At 67.3% G+C, this 16,586-nt stretch carries 14 protein-coding genes; 11 read left to right on the forward strand and 3 right to left on the reverse strand.

The window, feature by feature from the left end; translation table 11 throughout:
• Positions 1 to 33 precede the first annotated feature (33 nt).
• Positions 34 to 1,551: a methyl-accepting chemotaxis protein gene (locus LXT13_RS28655; RefSeq protein WP_419964657.1), complete on the forward strand. Its 1,518-nt coding sequence runs from the start codon at positions 34 to 36 to the stop codon at positions 1,549 to 1,551.
• Here the strand turns inward: LXT13_RS28655 and LXT13_RS08805 are convergent.
• A complete protein-coding gene (locus LXT13_RS08805; RefSeq protein WP_233371513.1) occupies positions 1,529 to 2,485 on the reverse strand; it encodes a histone deacetylase family protein in 957 nt (318 codons plus the stop codon). The genes LXT13_RS28655 and LXT13_RS08805 overlap by 23 nt on opposite strands.
• Positions 2,486 to 2,657: 172 nt before the next feature.
• Between LXT13_RS08805 and LXT13_RS08810 the strand changes: the two genes are divergently transcribed.
• Positions 2,658 to 3,215, forward strand: a complete 558-nt coding sequence (locus LXT13_RS08810) for a phasin family protein (protein ID WP_233371514.1) — start codon at positions 2,658 to 2,660, stop codon at positions 3,213 to 3,215.
• Positions 3,216 to 3,380: 165 nt separating this feature from the next.
• On the opposite strand, the gene LXT13_RS08815 is transcribed toward LXT13_RS08810, so the two are convergent.
• Positions 3,381 to 4,283, reverse strand: coding sequence for a response regulator transcription factor (locus LXT13_RS08815; RefSeq protein WP_233371516.1), 903 nt, complete (start codon positions 4,281 to 4,283; stop codon positions 3,381 to 3,383).
• The gene (locus LXT13_RS08820; RefSeq protein ID WP_233371518.1) at positions 4,280 to 7,819 is read right to left on the reverse strand and encodes a hybrid sensor histidine kinase/response regulator; all 3,540 of its coding nucleotides are present in this window, start codon (positions 7,817 to 7,819) and stop codon (positions 4,280 to 4,282) included. Before LXT13_RS08820 ends, LXT13_RS08815 begins: the two co-directional genes overlap by 4 nt.
• Positions 7,820 to 7,980: 161 nt before the next feature.
• Here LXT13_RS08820 and urtA point away from each other — a divergent pair, with 161 nt between their 5' ends.
• The 9 genes from urtA to LXT13_RS08865 all read left to right on the forward strand — a co-directional run bounded on the left by urtA (position 7,981) and on the right by LXT13_RS08865 (position 16,583).
• Positions 7,981 to 9,270, forward strand: coding sequence for an urea ABC transporter substrate-binding protein (gene urtA / locus LXT13_RS08825; protein ID WP_419964658.1), 1,290 nt, complete (start codon positions 7,981 to 7,983; stop codon positions 9,268 to 9,270).
• A 141-nt stretch (positions 9,271 to 9,411) separates the two neighbouring features.
• Positions 9,412 to 10,326 (forward strand): urea ABC transporter permease subunit UrtB, encoded by a 915-nt coding sequence (gene urtB, locus LXT13_RS08830; protein ID WP_233371520.1) that lies wholly within the window; start codon positions 9,412 to 9,414, stop codon positions 10,324 to 10,326.
• 25 nt (positions 10,327 to 10,351) lie between these two features.
• On the forward strand, positions 10,352 to 11,563 hold the full coding sequence (gene urtC, locus LXT13_RS08835; RefSeq protein WP_233371522.1) for an urea ABC transporter permease subunit UrtC: 1,212 nt from the start codon (positions 10,352 to 10,354) through the stop codon (positions 11,561 to 11,563).
• A 15-nt stretch (positions 11,564 to 11,578) separates the two neighbouring features.
• Complete coding sequence (gene urtD, locus LXT13_RS08840) at positions 11,579 to 12,322, forward strand: urea ABC transporter ATP-binding protein UrtD (protein WP_233371524.1); 744 nt, start codon at positions 11,579 to 11,581, stop codon at positions 12,320 to 12,322.
• Between the two features lie 13 nt (positions 12,323 to 12,335).
• The gene (gene urtE / locus LXT13_RS08845; protein ID WP_233371526.1) at positions 12,336 to 13,025 is read left to right on the forward strand and encodes an urea ABC transporter ATP-binding subunit UrtE; all 690 of its coding nucleotides are present in this window, start codon (positions 12,336 to 12,338) and stop codon (positions 13,023 to 13,025) included.
• 28 nt (positions 13,026 to 13,053) lie between these two features.
• A complete protein-coding gene (gene fmdA, locus LXT13_RS08850) occupies positions 13,054 to 14,283 on the forward strand; it encodes a formamidase (RefSeq protein WP_233371527.1) in 1,230 nt (409 codons plus the stop codon).
• Positions 14,284 to 14,294: 11 nt separating this feature from the next.
• On the forward strand, positions 14,295 to 14,639 hold the full coding sequence (locus tag LXT13_RS08855) for a zinc ribbon domain-containing protein (RefSeq protein WP_233371529.1): 345 nt from the start codon (positions 14,295 to 14,297) through the stop codon (positions 14,637 to 14,639).
• Positions 14,640 to 14,706: 67 nt separating this feature from the next.
• Complete coding sequence (locus LXT13_RS08860) at positions 14,707 to 15,747, forward strand: aliphatic amidase (protein WP_233371531.1); 1,041 nt, start codon at positions 14,707 to 14,709, stop codon at positions 15,745 to 15,747.
• Between the two features lie 113 nt (positions 15,748 to 15,860).
• Positions 15,861 to 16,583, forward strand: coding sequence for a LiaI-LiaF-like domain-containing protein (locus LXT13_RS08865; RefSeq protein WP_233371534.1), 723 nt, complete (start codon positions 15,861 to 15,863; stop codon positions 16,581 to 16,583).
• The last annotated feature ends 3 nt before the right edge of the window (positions 16,584 to 16,586 follow it).

Consider the following 16,586-nt stretch of genomic DNA (forward strand, 5'->3'; position numbering starts at 1 on the left):
TACGGGGGGCCGCCGATGAAGCTGGCTGCAAAGATGCTCCTGCCACCCATGGCCGCGCTCGCGGTCGTGCTGGCAATCGGGCTGGGCAACAACTCACTGTCGTTGAGGGAGGTCGTGGACGCCGACGAGGCGGCACGCCAGCGCAACGAGGTGTTCATGACCATCGTGTCCGTGCAGACACAGGTCGGCGAGATGCAGGGCGGCGTGTTCCGCACCATCGCGCTTATGGCCTCGCTGGACGATGCGCAGGTGAAGGCGCTGCGTGGCCAGCTGAAGTCGCAGGTCGACGGCCTGACGCGCACGCTGACGACGCTGGCCGACATGGACGCCACGCCGCCCGCCACCGACGAGTACATCCGTGCAGCCTTGCCCCAACTGCAGGCCTATCTCGGCAAGGCCGACACGGCCATCGACCTGGCCTCCGTGGACCCCAACACCGGCATCGCGGCCATGCAGGACGCCGAGGCCCGCTACAAGGAAGTCGCGGGGCTCATCGGCAAGATCGTGCAGAGCATGGACGCCGAGCAACAGTCGGCAGCCGAGGCGCACCAGGCGGGCGCGCGCCGGCGGGCCTGGCTGTTTGCGCTGATCTCGCTGCTGGCCGCGGGCGCGGGGCTGGGCGTGCTGCTCGTCAACCAGCGCAAGATCGCCACCGACGTGAATGCCTCGCTGGCGCTGGCCGAGGCTGTGGCCGCCGGCGACCTGACGCAACGCGCCCGTCCGCACGGTCAGGACGAGCTGGCCGGCCTGATGCGCGCCCTAAACCAGATGTGCGAACAGCTCGGCCAGACGGTCGGCGAGGTGATGCTGGTGGCCGACTCCATCCGCACGGCGTCGGCCGAAATCGCTTCCGGGAACCAGGACCTGAACATGCGCACCGAGCAGACGGCCTCCAGCCTGGAGGTGACGAGCTCGTCCATGGCGCAGCTGACCGGCACCGTGCGCCAGAGCGCCGACAACGCGCAAACGGCCAACCAGCTCGCCAGCTCGGCGGCCGACGTGGCCCACCGCGGCGGCAGCGTCGTGCAGCAGGTCGTCAGCACGATGACCGACATCGCCGCGGCCAGCAAGCGCATCGCCGACATCATCGGGCTCATCGACGACATCGCCTTCCAGACCAACATCCTCGCGCTGAACGCCGCCGTCGAGGCGGCCCGCGCCGGCGAGCAGGGCCGCGGCTTTGCCGTCGTGGCGGGCGAGGTGCGCAGCCTCGCGGGCCGCAGCGCGGAAGCGGCCAAGGAAATCAAGCGGCTGATCGGCGCCAGCGTGGACAGCGTGGAGTCCGGCGCGCGGCTCGTGCAGGACGCCGGATCGACGATGGACGAGATCGTCGGTGCCGTGCAGCGCGTGACCGACATCATGGGCGAGATCAGCGCCAGCGCCGCTGCGCAGAGCCGCGGCATCGACGACGTCAACGGCGCCGTCAACCGCGTGGACGACATGACGCAGCAGAATGCCGCGCTGGTGGAGGAAAGCGCCGCCGCGGCCGAGTCGCTGCGCGAGCAGGCGCAGCGGTTGGCGCAGATCGTCAGCCAGTTCCGCGTTCGCTGACGGCAGTAGCCGCCGCGGCCTGCCAAGCCGCCCAGCTGGCGGCCGCCAGAGTGAGCGTGTTGACCTGTACGGCCACCGTCGTGGCCAGGTCGTGCCCATAGCCTCCGGCCATGCTCAGCGCGACCGGAATGCGCCGCTCTCGCAGGGCATCGAGCACGCGGCGGTCCCGCTCGACCATGCCGCCGTTGCTCAGCTTCAGACGGCCCAGCCGGTCGCCTTCGTGCGGATCGGCACCGGCCAGGTAGAACGCCAGGCCAGGCCGGCAACGCCGCCAGACCTCGTCCAGCGCGACCTCCAGCGCGCCAAGGTAGGCCGCATCGGCGCAGCCGTCGGGCAGTTCGACGTCCAGGTCGCTGGGCTCCTTGCGGAATGGGAAGTTGCGTGCACCGTGCATCGAGAACGTGAACACGGTGCCGTCGTCGCGGAAGATGGCCGCGGTACCGTTGCCCTGGTGCACGTCCAGGTCGATGACCAGCACCTGCAGCAGCTCGCGCCGGCTGCGTGACCACTCCGCCTGCATCAGCCGCGCGGCCACCGCCACATCGTTGAACACGCAGTAGCCCGAGCCCTTGTCGGCATAGGCGTGGTGCGTGCCACCCGCCATGTTGGCCGCGACGCCCTCCGCCAGTGCCGCGCGCGCCGCCGCGATGCTGGCACCGACCGAACGCCGCGAGCGCTCCGCCATCGACGGGCTCCACGGGAACCCGATCTCCCGCTGCGCCGCGGCGCTCAGGTGTCCGTGCAGCACGGCGTCGATGTAGTCCGGCGTGTGCACAAGCGCCAGCTCGCCTTCGGTGGCGGCCGGGGCCGGCTGCATGCGCAGCAGGCCCGGCTCGCGCTCGAAGTGCTCGCGCAGCAGGCGGTACTTCGACTGCGGGAAACGGTGCCCAGGCGGCAAGGCCAGGCTGTGGGCATCTGAATGGAAGGCGAGCATGGCGGGCCGGACGATAGCGTCAGCCGTTTGTCATAGTGGCAAACCCCAATTTGCTGCACCGCACAAAAAGTCCTTGCAATCTGGCGCGGGGCCCCTATCATTGGATTCATGTTGCAGTGCAGCAATCAAGCACGGCAATCGGTTCATCCCCTTCCATTTCGGAGTCCAAACCATGCTGACCGCTGAACAAATCCTCGCCGCACACAAGGCCAACGTCGAAACCCTCTTCGGCCTGACGAACAAGGCCTTCGAAGGCGTCGAGAAGCTCGTCGAGCTGAACCTGCAAGTGGCCAAGACGGCGCTGAGCGAAGCCGCCGATACGACGACCGCTGCCCTGTCCGTCAAGGACGCGCAAGAGCTGCTGTCCCTGCAAGCCGCGCTGCTGCAGCCCACCGCCGAGAAGGCCGCGTCCTACAGCCGCCACATCTACGACATCGCCTCCAGCACCGGCGCCGAAGTCGCCAAGGTCGCCGAGAGTCAGTTCGCCGACGCTCAGATGAAGTTCTCGGCGCTGGTGGACAACGCCGCCAAGAACGCCCCGGCCGGCACCGAAAACGCCGTCGCGCTGGTGAAGTCTGCCGTCGCCGCCGCGAACAACGCGTTCGAGTCGGTGCAGAAGGCCACCAAGCAGGCCGTCGAAGTGGCCGAAGCCAACTTCCAGGCCGCCACGTCGCAAGCCGTCAAGGCCACGCAGACCGCAACTCGCACCACCGCCAAGCGCGCCGCTTAAGGGTCTACCCCCTACCGGCTTCGCCACCCCTCCCTCAAAGGGGGGCGACACCGAGGACCAGGCAAAGCTTGTTCCGCTTGAAGATACGTCGCGCCCCGCGGCGGTCGCTGAAACACAAAAGCCCGATGCTTATGCATCGGGCTTTTTCCTTCTTTGGTACGCAGCTCAGTCCTCGCCCATCACGCGGCTGGCCAGCGCGGCCGCCGCTGCGCGGGTCTCGACGCCGAGCTTCTCGAAGACATGCTCCAGGTGCTTGTTCACCGTGCGCGGGCTCATGCCGAGGATGTCGGCGATGTCGCGGTTGGTCTTGCCCTTGGCCAGCCAAGACAGCACCTCCGTCTCGCGCCGCGTCAGCGCGGCATCGGCAAGGCGGGACTGTGCGGCCGGGTCGGACCGCGAAGTGCCGCGGCTGCGTGCGGAAGCTTCCAGCAGCAGCATCGTCTCGTTCAGGCCGGCCGAGCCCAGCACGCGCAGCGTCAGCTCCTGCTCGTCATCGATGGCGATGCGGCCCAGCCCCGCTTCGCAGGCCGCCTGCAGCCGGGCGCCAGGGTCCGTCTCGCCCCAGCCTGCCAATGCACGCTGCGCGACGGGTGACTGCCAGGCAATGCGACCCTGGCCGTCCAGGAGCACGACGCCCTTGCCGGCGATGTCCGTGGCCTCGCGGGCCAGCCGCGAGACGCGGGCATTGCGCACATGCGTGGCCAACCGCGCCAGCACCTCGGCGATGCGGACCGGCTTGACGACGTAGTCCACGCCACCCGCGGCAAAGCCTTCGACGATGTGCGGCGTGTCGGATAGGCCGGTCATGAAGATAACCGGTACATGGGCCCGCGTGGGGTCCTGCTTGATCCAGCGGCAGACGTCGAAGCCGCTCGGCCCGGGCATCACCGCGTCCAGCAGTACGGCGTCGGGCATGGCCAGCTCCATGCGCGCGCGGGCCTCGATGCCATCGCGCGCCACGAGCACGGTGTAGCCCTCGTGAGCCAGCGCGTCGCAAAGGAACTGCAGGGTCTCGGGCGCGTCGTCGACGATGAGCACAACATTGTTTGTAGGCTTGGCGCCGGTCATTCGGCGTCCTCCATGACAGGCAGGCGGCTGATGATGGCCTCGAAGTTGAAGGTGGACAGGTGCTGCTGCAGGGCCGCGCACTCGGCGGCCCAGACCGGGTCGGCGGCCAGCACGACGAGCCGCTCGCGCAGGCCCTGGGCGTGGCCCAGCCGCGCAAGCTGGCGCAGCTCGCTGGCAACGTCGACGGGAAGCGCGCCCATGGCGCCGGGCGCCGGTGGTGGCGCCGGCTGCGCGGGGGGCAGCATCTGTGCGGCCGGGTCCTCGCGGCGCCACGTGAGCCCCAGGCTGGTCGCCAGCACCGCTAGCAGCTGGGACTCCAGCACCGGCTTGCCGACGAAGCCGGCCGCGCCCGCCCGTGCTAACGCCTCGGGCCGGTTCTCGTACAGGTTGGCCGAAACGAAGATCAGCGCAACCTCGGCCCAACCCTGAGCGCGGACCTGCTCGGCCGTCTGCCAGCCGTCGAGGTCGTCCATCGTCAGGTCCAGCAGCAATGCATCCGGCCTGAGGCGGCCCATCTGCGCCAGCGCCTCGCGGCCGCTGGCGGCCTCGTGCACGTCAAAGCCCAGCGGTACCAGCATCGCAGCGAGCAGCTGACGCTGGATGGGCTGGTCGTCCACGACGAGCAGCCGCCGGCGCCGTCCTTCGTAGCCCACCACCGGGCGCAGCAGCCGTGCCTGCTGGGCCAGGGTCGGTGCTGTGCCCGGCGCGCCGGCCAGCGGCGGTTCGACCTCGCGCAGGTACAGCCTCACCGTGAAGCGGCTGCCGACGCCTGGCGTGCTGTCCACCGTCAGCACGCCGCCCATCAGCTCGGTCAGCAGGTGGGTGATCGTCAGGCCTAGGCCGGTGCCGGGCTTCTCGACACGGCGGCCGGCGCTGCCGCGCTCGAAGGGCTGGAAGATGCGTTCCTGGTCCTGCGGCTCGATGCCGATGCCGGTATCGACGACCTCGAAGCGCAGCACGTGCTTGGTGGCGTCCACGCGCAGCCTCAATGAGCCGACCTCGGTGAACCGCACCGCGTTGCCAAGCAGGTTCAACAGGATCTGCCGCAGCCGCTTGCTGTCGGCCACGACCCAGGCCGGCTGGCGGCCGATGCGCTCCAGCTCGAAGGCGAGGCCCTTGGCATCGGCCTGCGGCTGCACCATGCTGACCAACTCATGCAGGAAGGCGTCCAGCGGCATCGGCGCCAGGTCCAGCCGCAGCCGGCCGGCCTCGATACGGGCCAGGTCCAGCAGGCCGTCGATGAGCGCATGCATGTGCTCGCCGCTGCGCTCGATGGTGGACACCGCCGTGCGCACCGGCTCGCTCATCGCATGGTGGCGCTGCAGCACCTGCGTGTAACCGAGGATGGAGTTCAGCGGCGTACGCAGCTCGTGGGTCATGCCGGCCACGTAGCGCGTCTTGGCGCGACTGGCAGCCTCGGCCACCTCCTTGGCCGCCTGCAGCTGCTTGTCGGTGCGGCGGTGGGCGTCAATCTCGCGCAGCAGCCGCTGCGTCTGCCGGAACGACTCCTCATGCGCCATGCTGCGACTCTCGCTGGCCAGCACGATCCACCAGGCGCAGACGGCCGACACCAGCGTCAGCAGCGCGAAGAGCTTGATCAGCGGGCCGGCCAGCGCAGTCTGCGGGTTGAGCAGCGACTCCTGCACATAGACGAGCGTCAGGATGCTGCCGAGCGTCGTGCTGAGCGCGATGAACACGAGCAGCGACTGCGCCACGCGCGAGTTGACGCGATGCGCGACGCGCCGGGGCAGCAGACGCGCGAGCAGGTCGTGCAGTTGGTCCACGGCACGGGAGCGCACCTTGCAGCGGTCCTGGCAGCGCGATTCCAGCGTGCAGCACAGCGAGCAGATCGGCGCGGCGTAGACCGGGCAGGCGGCCATGTCGTCGATCTCGAACGTGTTCTCGCAGACGGAGCACTGGGCGGCGGCCGGCTGGCCCTTGCGAGCCGGGCGGTAGCCCGCATGCGCGCAGGGGCGGCCGTCGCCGCCGACGTTGACGCGGCAGCTGCTGCAGTCGCCATCGGTGCGCGCCGCGAGGTAGTAGCGGCCCTTCGTGCCCCAGGCGATCAGCGGCGCCGTGACGAGCGCCGTGGCCAGCGCCACAACGGGCGAGAACGCCGCCAGCCACGGCCCTAGCAGCCCCACATGCGCCACGATGGACACGAGCGCCGCAATTCCCATGGACCCGAGCCCAACGGGGTTCAGGTCGTACAGGTAGGCGCGGCGGAACTCCAGGCCCGGCGGGCTGAGGCCCAGCGGCTTGTTGATGACGAGGTCGGCCACGATGGCGCCCACCCACGCGATGGCGATGTTGCTGTAGAAGCCCAGCACATGCTCCAGTGCGCTGAAGACGCCAAGCGTCATCAGCATCAGCGCGATGAACACGTTGAACACGACCCACACGACGCGCCCGGGATGGCTGTGCGTCAAACGCGCGAAGAAGTTGCTCCACGCGAGAGACCCGGCGTAGGCGTTCGTGACGTTGATCTTGACCTGCGACAGGATGACGAAGACCACCGTCACGGCCAGCGCCAGGCCCGGGTCGCCGAGCGCGGCGCGAAAGCCTGCCAAGTACATCTGCGTGGGCTCGACGGCGCGGTGCCAGTCGATCTCGCTCTGCAGCGCGACGAAGGCGAGGAAGGCGCCGCCGAGCATCTTCAACATGCCGGGCAGCACCCAGCCCGGACCGGCCATCAGCACCGCGCCCCACCAACGCCCGCGGTTGGCCCGCGAGCAGCGCGGCAGGAAGCGCAGGAAGTCCACCTGCTCGCCGACCTGCACCACCAGCGCGAACGCCACGGTGGCAGCGGCGCCGGCCAGGCGCAGGTCGAAATCGCTGCTGCCCGACGCCTGGCCGGACAGCCCTGCGAAGTCGCGGTAGAGCTGCGGCTGGTGGAAGGCGAACCACGCGAACGGCCACAGCAGCAGCACGAGCCAGATCGGCTGCGTCCATGCCTGCAGGCGGCTGATGAAGGTGATGCCGTGCGTCACCAGCGGCACGATGACGAGCGCCGACACGAGATAGCAACCCAGCAGCGGCCAGTCGAACGCCAGCTGCAGCGCCAGCGCCATGATGGCCGCCTCCAGCGCGAAGAAGATGAAGGTGAAGCTCGCGTAGATCAGCGACGTCATCGTCGAGCCCAGGTAGCCAAAGCCGGCACCGCGCGTCAGCAGGTCCATGTCCACGCCGTGGCGGGCCGCGTAGACGCTGATCGGCAGCGCGGTGAGGAAGGTGATGAGCCCCACGAACAGGATCGCCCACAGCGCGTTGGCGAAGCCGTAGTTCATCGCGATGGTGCCGCCGATGGCTTCCAGCGCCAGAAACGACACCGCACCATAGGCCGTATTCGCCACCCGCCACTCGCTCCATTTGCGGAAGCCGGTGGGAGCGTAGCGCAGCGCGTAGTCCTCCAGCGTCTCGTCGGCGACCCAGGAGTTGTAGTCGCGCCGCACGCGAAAGATGGTCTGCGTGCCGCGCAACGAGGCGGCCAGCGGCGCGCCGTCATCGGCGCTGGAGTCGGCAGGGGCAACGGGCATGACGAGCCCCGATGCAAGAAGCAGGCCGCCTCGCGTGCGTACCTCGGGTACGTCGATTGACGTATTCGGGTTTCAGCGGCGCATCCGCACAGTCGGCCCCAAGTCGTTTGACGACCTTCCGACCGGCAACAGCCGGCCTTCATCAAGCCCAGGAGTTCGCGATGCCCTCCCGATCCGACGATCAACTTCCCAGCGACGATCTCTCTCAAGTGCCCGGTATGGACGCCAGGCGGCGCAGCCTGCTGCAGGCGCTCGGCCTGCTGCCGCTGACCGGCATCGCCGGCCTCGCCCAGGCCCAGCAGTTCCCGACCGCCAAGGTCAACACCACCAAGCTCGCCGTGACCGACACCGAGGTCATCGTCGGCCAGCTGCATTCCAGCTCCGGCACGATGGCTATCTCGGAGACAGGCTCCATCCAGGCCGAGCAGCTGGCCATCGACCAGATCAACGCGATGGGCGGCATCCTCGGGCGCAAGATCAAGGTCATCAAGGAAGATGGCGCGTCCGACTGGCCCACCTTCGCCGAGAAGAGCAAGAAGCTGCTCGTCAACGACAAGGTCGCCGCCGTCTTCGGCTGCTGGACGAGCGCCTCGCGCAAGGCCGTGCTGCCGGTCTTCGAGAAGGAGAACGGCCTGCTGTACTACCCGACCTTCTACGAAGGCCTGGAGCAGTCCAAGAACGTCATCTACACCGGCCAGGAAGCCACGCAGCAGATCATCTGGGGCCTGGACTGGGGTGCCAAAGAAAAGAAAGCCAAGACCTTCTTCCTCGTCGGCAGCGACTACATCTGGCCGCGCACGTCGATGAAGATCGCCCGCAAGCACATTGAGACAGTGGGCAAGCTGGGCAAGGTGGTGGGCGAGGAGTATTACGCGCTCGGCTCCACCAACTTCAACTCGCTGATCAACAAGATCAAGATCGCCAAGCCCGACTGCATCTTCGCGGCCGTCGTGGGCGGCTCGAACGTGGCCTTCTACAAGCAGCTCAAGGCCGCCGGCATCACGGGCGACAAGCAGTTCCTGCTGACGCTGTCCGTCACCGAGGACGAGATGACCGGTGTGGGTGGCGAAAACTTCGCCGGCTTCTACTCGTCCATGAAGTATTTCCAGACGCTGGACAACGACAACAACAAGAAGTTCGTCGCAGCGTTCAAGGCCAAGTACGGCAAGGACGCCGTCATCGGCGACGTGACGCAGGCCGGCTACCTTGGGCCATGGCTGTGGAAGGCCGCCGTGGAACGCGCTGGCAGCTTCGATGTGGACAAGGTCGTGGCGGCCTCGCCCGGCATCGAGCTGAAGACCGCGCCGGAAGGCTACGTCAAGCTCGACGCCAACCACCACCTGTGGAGCAAGTCGCGCATCGCCCAGGGCCAGCCTGACGCCACGTTCAAGGTGGTGGCCGAGTCGCCCGAGCTGATCAAGCCGGACCCGTTCCCCAAGGGCTACCAGTGATGGTGACCTGAGTTTGCAGGTTAGGCCGCTCGTCTGCGAAGGCGGCGCGGCGGGACCGGCCGAGGGGTTTTGTCGGATGTCGGTTAGTCGGCCGGTCCTTTTTGCCCTCTTCGAAGGAGGGCACGCACTAGGAGATGCACCATGGGTGTGAGCGAGATCACCAACATTGCACTGATGCAGGGCTTCGCCGGGCTGAGCCTGTTCTCGGTGCTGCTGCTGATGGGCCTCGGCCTGGCCATCATCTTTGGCCAGATGGGCGTCATCAACATGGCGCACGGCGAGTTCATGACCATCGGCGCCTACACCATCTTCATGGCCGCCACTCTCACCGAGAAGTGGGCGCCGAAGATGATGCCCTACTACTTTCCGTTCGCGATCCTGCTCGCCTTCGTGCTGGCCTTCATCGCAGGCTGGATTGCCGAGTGGGCGCTGATCCGCCACCTCTACAAGCGGCCGCTCGACACGCTGCTGGCCACCTGGGGCCTGAGCCTGGGCCTGCAGCAGGTATTCCGCTCGGGCATCGGCCCCAAGGAAGTAAGCCCCACGCTGCCCGAGTGGCTGATGGGCTCCTGGTCGCCCTCGCCCGGCCTGGACATTCCGATCAACGGCCTGTTCGTGCTGGGTCTCACGCTGCTCGTGACCGGCGGCGTGATGCTGGCCCTCTACAAGAGCCGATGGGGTCTGCGCGTGCGGGCGACGGTGTCCAACCGCGTGATGGCCAACGCCATCGGCATCAACACGAAGAAGACCGACCGGCTCACCTTCGCCATCGGCTGCGGCATCGCCGGCGTGGCCGGTGCCGCCTTCACCACCATCGGCTCCACCGGCCCCACCAGCGGCTCGCTCTACATCGTCGATGCCTTCCTCGTCGTCACGTTCGGCGGCGCGGCCAGCCTGCTCGGCACGGTGGCCTCGGCCTTCGGCATCGCGCAGACCCAGTCCATCAGCGAGTTCTTCATGACCGGCTCAATGGCCAAGGTGCTGACGCTGTCCGTCATCGTGCTGATTCTGATGATGCGGCCGCAAGGGCTGTTCGCCTCCAAGGTGCGCCGCTGATCCCCGACTGAACCGGAGTCCCCGCATGAAAGCCCTTCCCCTTCCCGGCGCCTTCATGGCCTGGCTGCAGCGCACCGGCCTCGGCAGCGTGGTGCTGCTCAGCGTGCTGCTCATCGTCGTGCTGCCGCTTTCGCTGGACCTCTTCCGCCTCAACCTCGTCGGCAAGTACCTCACCTACGCCTTCGTCGCCATCGGTCTCGTCATGCTGTGGGGCTGGGGTGGCGTGCTGAGCCTCGGCCAGGGCGTGTTCTTCGGTCTCGGCGGCTACGCGATGGCGATGTTCCTGAAGCTGGAGGCCAGCGACCCAGAGGCCACCAAGATCCAGTCCACGCCGGGCATCCCGGACTTCATGGACTGGAACCAGCTCACCGAGCTGCCCACCTGGTGGCTACCGTTCAAGAGCCTGCCGTTCACGCTGTTCGCCGTCATCGCGGTGCCGACGCTGCTGGCCTTCATCGTCAGCTATGCCATGTTCAAGCGGCGCGTGGGCGGTGTGTACTTCGCCATCATCACGCAGGCCGTGGCGCTGATCCTGTCGGTGCTCATCGTCGGCCAGCAGGGCTACACGGGCGGTGTCAACGGCATGACCGACTTGAAGACTCTGCTGGGCTGGGACATCCGCACCGACTCGGCCAAGTACATCCTCTACTTCACCTGCTGCGCGCTGCTGATCGCCAGCATCTGCCTGTGCCTCTGGGTGCAGAAGAGCAAGCTCGGTACGTTGCTGCTAGCGATGCGCGACAAGGAAGACCGTGTGCGCTTCTCGGGCTACGACGTAGCCATGTTCCGCGTCTTTGCGTTCTGCCTTGCGGCGGCGCTCTCGGCCATCGGCGGCGCGATGTTCACGCTGCAGGTGGGCTTCATGTCGCCGTCATTCGTCGGCATCGTGCCGTCCATCGAGATGGTCATCTACGCCGCGGTCGGCGGCCGCATGAGCCTGGTGGGCGCCGTGATGGGCGCGCTGCTGGTGAACGCCGGCAAGACCGTGTTCTCCGAAAACCTGCCCGACCTGTGGCTCTTCATGATGGCCGCGCTGTTCATCGGCGTGACGATGGCCTTCCCCGACGGTCTGGCCGGGTTGTGGACGCAGAAGGTCGTTCCTTGGTGGCAGCGCAAGCAGGCTGCGCGCATCGCCGTGCGCGAGGGCGTAGCCGCAGCGCAGGCCTCCTGGCCGCTTCCGCCCGCGCCGCGGGCGCCCAAGTCGCCCAGCCTGTCGGCCGGCCCGCAAACCGCCTGACCGCAGGAGCCCCTCATGAGCAACACCGACTACGCCCTCGCGGTCGAAGACCTGACCGTATCGTTCGACGGCTTCAAGGCCATCGACAACCTCACGCTCTATGTCGACAAGAACGAGCTGCGCGTCATCATCGGCCCCAACGGCGCCGGCAAGACGACGCTGCTGGACCTTATCTGCGGCCGCACGCGCGCCAGCGCCGGCAGCATCAAGTTCCGCAACGAGGAGATGACCAAGCTGCCCGAGTACACCCGGGTGCGCCGCGGCATCGGCCGCAAGTTCCAGACGCCGTCCATATACGAGAACCTGTCGGTCTTCCAGAACCTCGAGGTGTCCTTCCCCAAGGGCCGCTCCGTGTTCGGCGCCCTCGCCTTCCGCTGCACCGACGACGTCGTCAGCCGCGTGAAGCTGGTGGCCGAGGACATCGGCCTGCTCGACAAGCTCGACACCGAGGCCGGCCTGCTGAGCCACGGCCAGAAGCAATGGCTGGAGATCGGCATGCTGCTGATGCAGGAGCCGGAGCTGCTGATGCTCGACGAACCCATCGCTGGCATGAGCGCCCGCGAGCGCGAGCTGACGGCCGAGCTTCTGCAGCGCATCTGCAAGAACCGATCGGTGATCGTCATCGAGCACGACATGGACTTCGTCAAGCAGATCGCTCACAAGGTCACCGTCATGCACCAGGGAAAGATCCTCGCCGAGGGAACGATGGACAAGGTCCAGAACGACCCGAAAGTGATTGACGTCTACCTCGGCCATTGAACGGGAGAACCACATGCTCGACGTCAAAGACCTCGTCGTCGCCTACGGCCAGAGCCAGGCCCTGCACGGCATCTCGTTCAGCGCCGCCACCAAGGAGACGGTCGCCATCATGGGCCGCAACGGCATGGGAAAGACCACGCTATTCAAGAGCCTGATGGGCGTGCTGCCGATCAAGTCCGGCGAGGTGCGCGTGGCGGGGCAGGACATCTCGCGCAGCGAGAGCTACAAGCGCGTGGCCCAGGGTATCGCCTACGTGCCGCAGGGCCGCATGATCTTCCCGACGCTGACCGTGGAAGAGAACATCCAGACCGGCCTGGAGAACAGCGTCACCCGCCGCATCCCGGAAGAGATCTACGCCCTCTTCCCCGTGCTGTGGGAGATGCGCAGCCGCAAGGGCGGCAACCTCTCCGGCGGCCAGCAGCAACAGCTCGCCATCGCCCGAGCGCTCGTCACCAACCCCAAGGTGCTGCTGCTCGACGAGCCCACCGAGGGCATCCAGCCTTCCATCATCAAGGACATCGCCAAGGCGCTCAACGAGATCCGCAAGCTGCGCGACATCACCATCGTCGTCAGCGAGCAGGTGCTGAGCTTTGCGATGGACGTGGCCGACCGGCTCTTCGTCATCGAAGGCGGCCGGCTGGTGCACGAAACCGCGCGAGCCGACACCGACGTCGCCCGCATCAAGTCTTACCTGTCTGTTTGAACTTGAACTCAACGAGGAGCACACCCCCATGGCCGAGACCCTGATCGCCGTCGACCTGAACCAGTCGCCGCTCGAGAACCCGCTGATCCACAACCGCTGGCACCCGGACATCCCGATGGCCGCCTGGGTGAACCCTGGCGACGAATTCGTGCTGGAAACCTACGACTGGACGGGCGGGTTCATCAAGAACAACGACAGCGCCGACGACGTCCGCGACATCGACCTGTCCACCGTGCACTATCTCTCCGGCCCCGTGGGAGTGAAGGGCGCCGAGCCGGGCGACCTGCTCGTCGTAGACCTGCTGGACATCGGCGCCAAGCAGGACAGCCTCTGGGGCTTCAACGGCTTTTTCAGCAAGAAGAACGGCGGCGGCTTCCTGACCGAGCACTTTCCACAGGCGCAAAAGTCCATTTGGGACATCCACGGCATGTTCACGAAGAGCCGGCACGTACCGGGCGTGAGCTACGCCGGCCTGATCCATCCCGGGCTGATCGGCTGCCTCCCCGACCGCAAGATGCTGGAGGCCTGGAACACCCGCGAGGTGGACTTCATCGCCACCAACCCGACGCGCGTGCCGCCGCTGGCCAATGCGCCGTTCGAGCCAACGGCCCACATGGGTCAGCTCACCGGTGAAGCGCGCGACAAGGCCGCCGCTGAAGGCGCCCGCACCGTGCCGCCGCGCGAACATGGGGGCAACTGCGACATCAAGGATCTGTCGCGCGGCTCCAAGATCTTCTTCCCCGTCTACGTCGACGGCGCGGGCCTGTCGGTCGGCGACCTGCACTTCAGCCAGGGCGACGGCGAGATCACCTTCTGCGGCGCCATCGAGATGGCCGGCTGGGTGCACATGAAAGTCACGCTCATCAAGGGCGGCATGGCCAAGTACGGTATCAAGAACCCGATCTTCAAACCGAGCCCGATCACGCCCCACTACAACGACTACCTGATCTTCGAAGGCATCTCCGTCGACGAGCAGGGCCAGCAGCATTACCTCGACGTCCACGTGGCCTACCGCCAAGCCTGCCTGAACGCCATCGAATACCTGAAAAAGTTCGGCTACTCCGGCGCCCAGGCCTACTCCATCCTCGGCACGGCGCCCGTGCAGGGCCACATCAGCGGCGTGGTGGACATCCCCAACGCCTGCGCCACGCTGTGGCTGCCGACGCAGATCTTCGACTTCGACATCAACCCCAGCGCGGCCGGGCCGACGAAGTTCCTGGATGGCAGCATCAGCATGCCGTTGTCCCCTGACCTCTGAGGACGCCGCCGATGCCGACCTACGACTACGACTGCGCCGACTGCGGCGGCTTCGAGGCCATCCGGTCCATCGGCCAGCGCGACGAGCCCGCCATCTGCCCCGACTGCGACGGCCTCGCGCCGCGGGTGATGGTGGCCGCGCCGCGGCTGCGCGTCATGGAGGCGTCGACGCTACGCGCGATGGACATCAACGAGACCGCGCGGCACGAGCCGCGACGCTCCGGTGACTACCAGCGGCTGCGCCACCCCAGCGGCTGCGGCTGCTGCAGCACGTCATCGCGCAAGAAGGCCACGGTGACGGCGGCCAACGGCGCCAAGTCCTTCCCGTCGAAGCGACCCTGGATGATCAGCCACTGAGGCTGACCGGCACCGCAGCCGCCCGCCGTGGTGCCGCCCTGCGAACCCATGCAAGGAGTGCACGACCATGATCCACGGTGACATTTCGAGCAGCAACGACACCGTCGGTGTCGCGGTGGTGAACTACAAGATGCCTCGCCTGCACAGCAAGGCCGAGGTGCTGGAGAACGCGCGGCAGATCGCCCGCATGATCGAAGGCATGAAGGTCGGCCTGCCGGGGCTGGACCTGGTCGTGTTCCCCGAGTACAGCACCCACGGGATCATGTACGACCCGCAGGAGATGTACGCCACGGCCGCCAGCATCCCGGGTGACGAGACCGCCATCTTTGCCGAGGCCTGCCGCAAGGCCAAGGTCTGGGGCGTGTTCTCGCTGACCGGCGAGCGCCACGAACAGCACCCGCACAAGGCGCCGTACAACACGCTCATTCTGATGAACGATCAGGGCGAGATCGTCCAGAAGTACCGCAAGATCATGCCGTGGGTGCCCATCGAGGGCTGGTATCCGGGAGACCGCACCTACGTCAGCGACGGCCCCAAGGGCCTGAAGATCAGCCTCATCATCTGCGACGACGGCAACTATCCCGAGACCTGGCGCGACTGCGCGATGAAGGGCGCCGAGCTCATCGTGCGCTGCCAGGGCTACATGTACCCGGCCAAGGAGCAGCAGATCCTCATCAGCAAGGCCATGGCCTTTGCGAACAACTGCTATGTGGCCGTGGCCAATGCAGCCGGCTTCGACGGCGTCTACAGCTACTTCGGCCACAGCGCGCTGATCGGCTTCGACGGACGGACGCTCGGCGAATGCGGTGAGGAGGAGATGGGCGTGCAGTACGCCGCCCTGTCCAAGAGCCTGATCCGCGATTTCCGCAAGAACGGCCAGAGCGAGAACCACCTGTTCAAGCTGCTGCACCGCGGATACACCGGCCTGATCAACTCCGGCGACGGCAACCAGGGCGTGGCGGCCTGCCCCTATGGCTTCTATGCCGACTGGGTACGCGACCCCGACGCCGCGCGACGGCGCGTCGAAAGCTTCACGCGCAGCATGGTCGGCACCGAGGAGGCGCCGATCGAGGGCATCCCGAATGCCGGCACCGCCAACCTGCGATAGCCCTGCGCCGCGGCAGCGATTCGTCGGCCCGCGACGGCGATTCGTCGAAGGCGGCTTCAACCGTGCCCTGCGGCGCGGTCTACTACCGGCTCCACCACGACCGGACCGCCATCTTGTCCCGCTACCGCCATCGCCACCGTGGCCATCCCGGCCACCGCATCCTGTTCGGCCTCGCCGTCATTGGCATCGGCACGCTCGCGCTGCTGGACAACCTCAGGCTGTTCGATGCCGCGCTGCTGCACACGTACTGGCCGCTGGCGCTGGTCGTCTGGGGTCTGGGGCGACTCGTCTGGCCCCCGCATCCGGGCGGCAGCCTGTTCGGCCTGCTGCTGATCATCGGGGGCCTGGCATTGACCGCCAACCACGTGGGCGTGCTGAACGTCCATCCGCGCGACTGGTGGCCGGTGCTCGTCATCGTCGTGGGGCTGAGCATCGTGTCGCGCAGCTTCTGGCCGCGCCGCTGCCGCGGCCTGCCGAGCGGCTTCGACAGCGTGGCCGCCGAACATGGCGAACTGCTCGACATCGATGCCAATTTCAGCGCCATCAAGCAGCGCAACGACTCCGCGAGCTTCAAGGGCGGGCGCATCAGCAGCACCTTCGGCGGCATCGACATCGACCTGACGCATGCGACGCTGGCCGGCGGCGAGGCCCGGCTGCAAGTCGACGCGCGCTTCAGCGGCATCGTGCTGCACGTGCCACGCGACTGGCTCGTGGTGGCCGAGATCGATCCCGTCTTCGGTGGCATCGAGAACAAGACCGTGCCGCCCTTGGCGCCGATGCAGCGGCTGCTGCTGCGCGGGCGCGTCGTGTTCGGCGGCGTCGAGATCAAGAACTGACCC

The sequence above is a fragment of the Pelomonas cellulosilytica genome (assembly GCF_021353265.1).
Taxonomy (GTDB): domain Bacteria; phylum Pseudomonadota; class Gammaproteobacteria; order Burkholderiales; family Burkholderiaceae_C; genus Pelomonas; species Pelomonas cellulosilytica.

What these genes read in the sequence shown, in the direction of transcription:
- LXT13_RS28655 (WP_419964657.1), top strand. Translation starts at nt 34, where the DNA reads ATGCTCCTGCCACCCATGGCCGCGCTCGCGGTCGTGCTGGCAATCGGG.
- LXT13_RS08805 (WP_233371513.1), bottom strand. Translation starts at nt 2,485, where the DNA reads ATGCTCGCCTTCCATTCAGATGCCCACAGCCTGGCCTTGCCGCCTGGG.
- LXT13_RS08810 (WP_233371514.1), top strand. Translation starts at nt 2,658, where the DNA reads ATGCTGACCGCTGAACAAATCCTCGCCGCACACAAGGCCAACGTCGAA.
- LXT13_RS08815 (WP_233371516.1), bottom strand. Translation starts at nt 4,283, where the DNA reads ATGACCGGCGCCAAGCCTACAAACAATGTTGTGCTCATCGTCGACGAC.
- LXT13_RS08820 (WP_233371518.1), bottom strand. Translation starts at nt 7,819, where the DNA reads ATGCCCGTTGCCCCTGCCGACTCCAGCGCCGATGACGGCGCGCCGCTG.
- urtA (WP_419964658.1), top strand. Translation starts at nt 7,981, where the DNA reads ATGCCCTCCCGATCCGACGATCAACTTCCCAGCGACGATCTCTCTCAA.
- urtB (WP_233371520.1), top strand. Translation starts at nt 9,412, where the DNA reads ATGGGTGTGAGCGAGATCACCAACATTGCACTGATGCAGGGCTTCGCC.
- urtC (WP_233371522.1), top strand. Translation starts at nt 10,352, where the DNA reads ATGAAAGCCCTTCCCCTTCCCGGCGCCTTCATGGCCTGGCTGCAGCGC.
- urtD (WP_233371524.1), top strand. Translation starts at nt 11,579, where the DNA reads ATGAGCAACACCGACTACGCCCTCGCGGTCGAAGACCTGACCGTATCG.
- urtE (WP_233371526.1), top strand. Translation starts at nt 12,336, where the DNA reads ATGCTCGACGTCAAAGACCTCGTCGTCGCCTACGGCCAGAGCCAGGCC.
- fmdA (WP_233371527.1), top strand. Translation starts at nt 13,054, where the DNA reads ATGGCCGAGACCCTGATCGCCGTCGACCTGAACCAGTCGCCGCTCGAG.
- LXT13_RS08855 (WP_233371529.1), top strand. Translation starts at nt 14,295, where the DNA reads ATGCCGACCTACGACTACGACTGCGCCGACTGCGGCGGCTTCGAGGCC.
- LXT13_RS08860 (WP_233371531.1), top strand. Translation starts at nt 14,707, where the DNA reads ATGATCCACGGTGACATTTCGAGCAGCAACGACACCGTCGGTGTCGCG.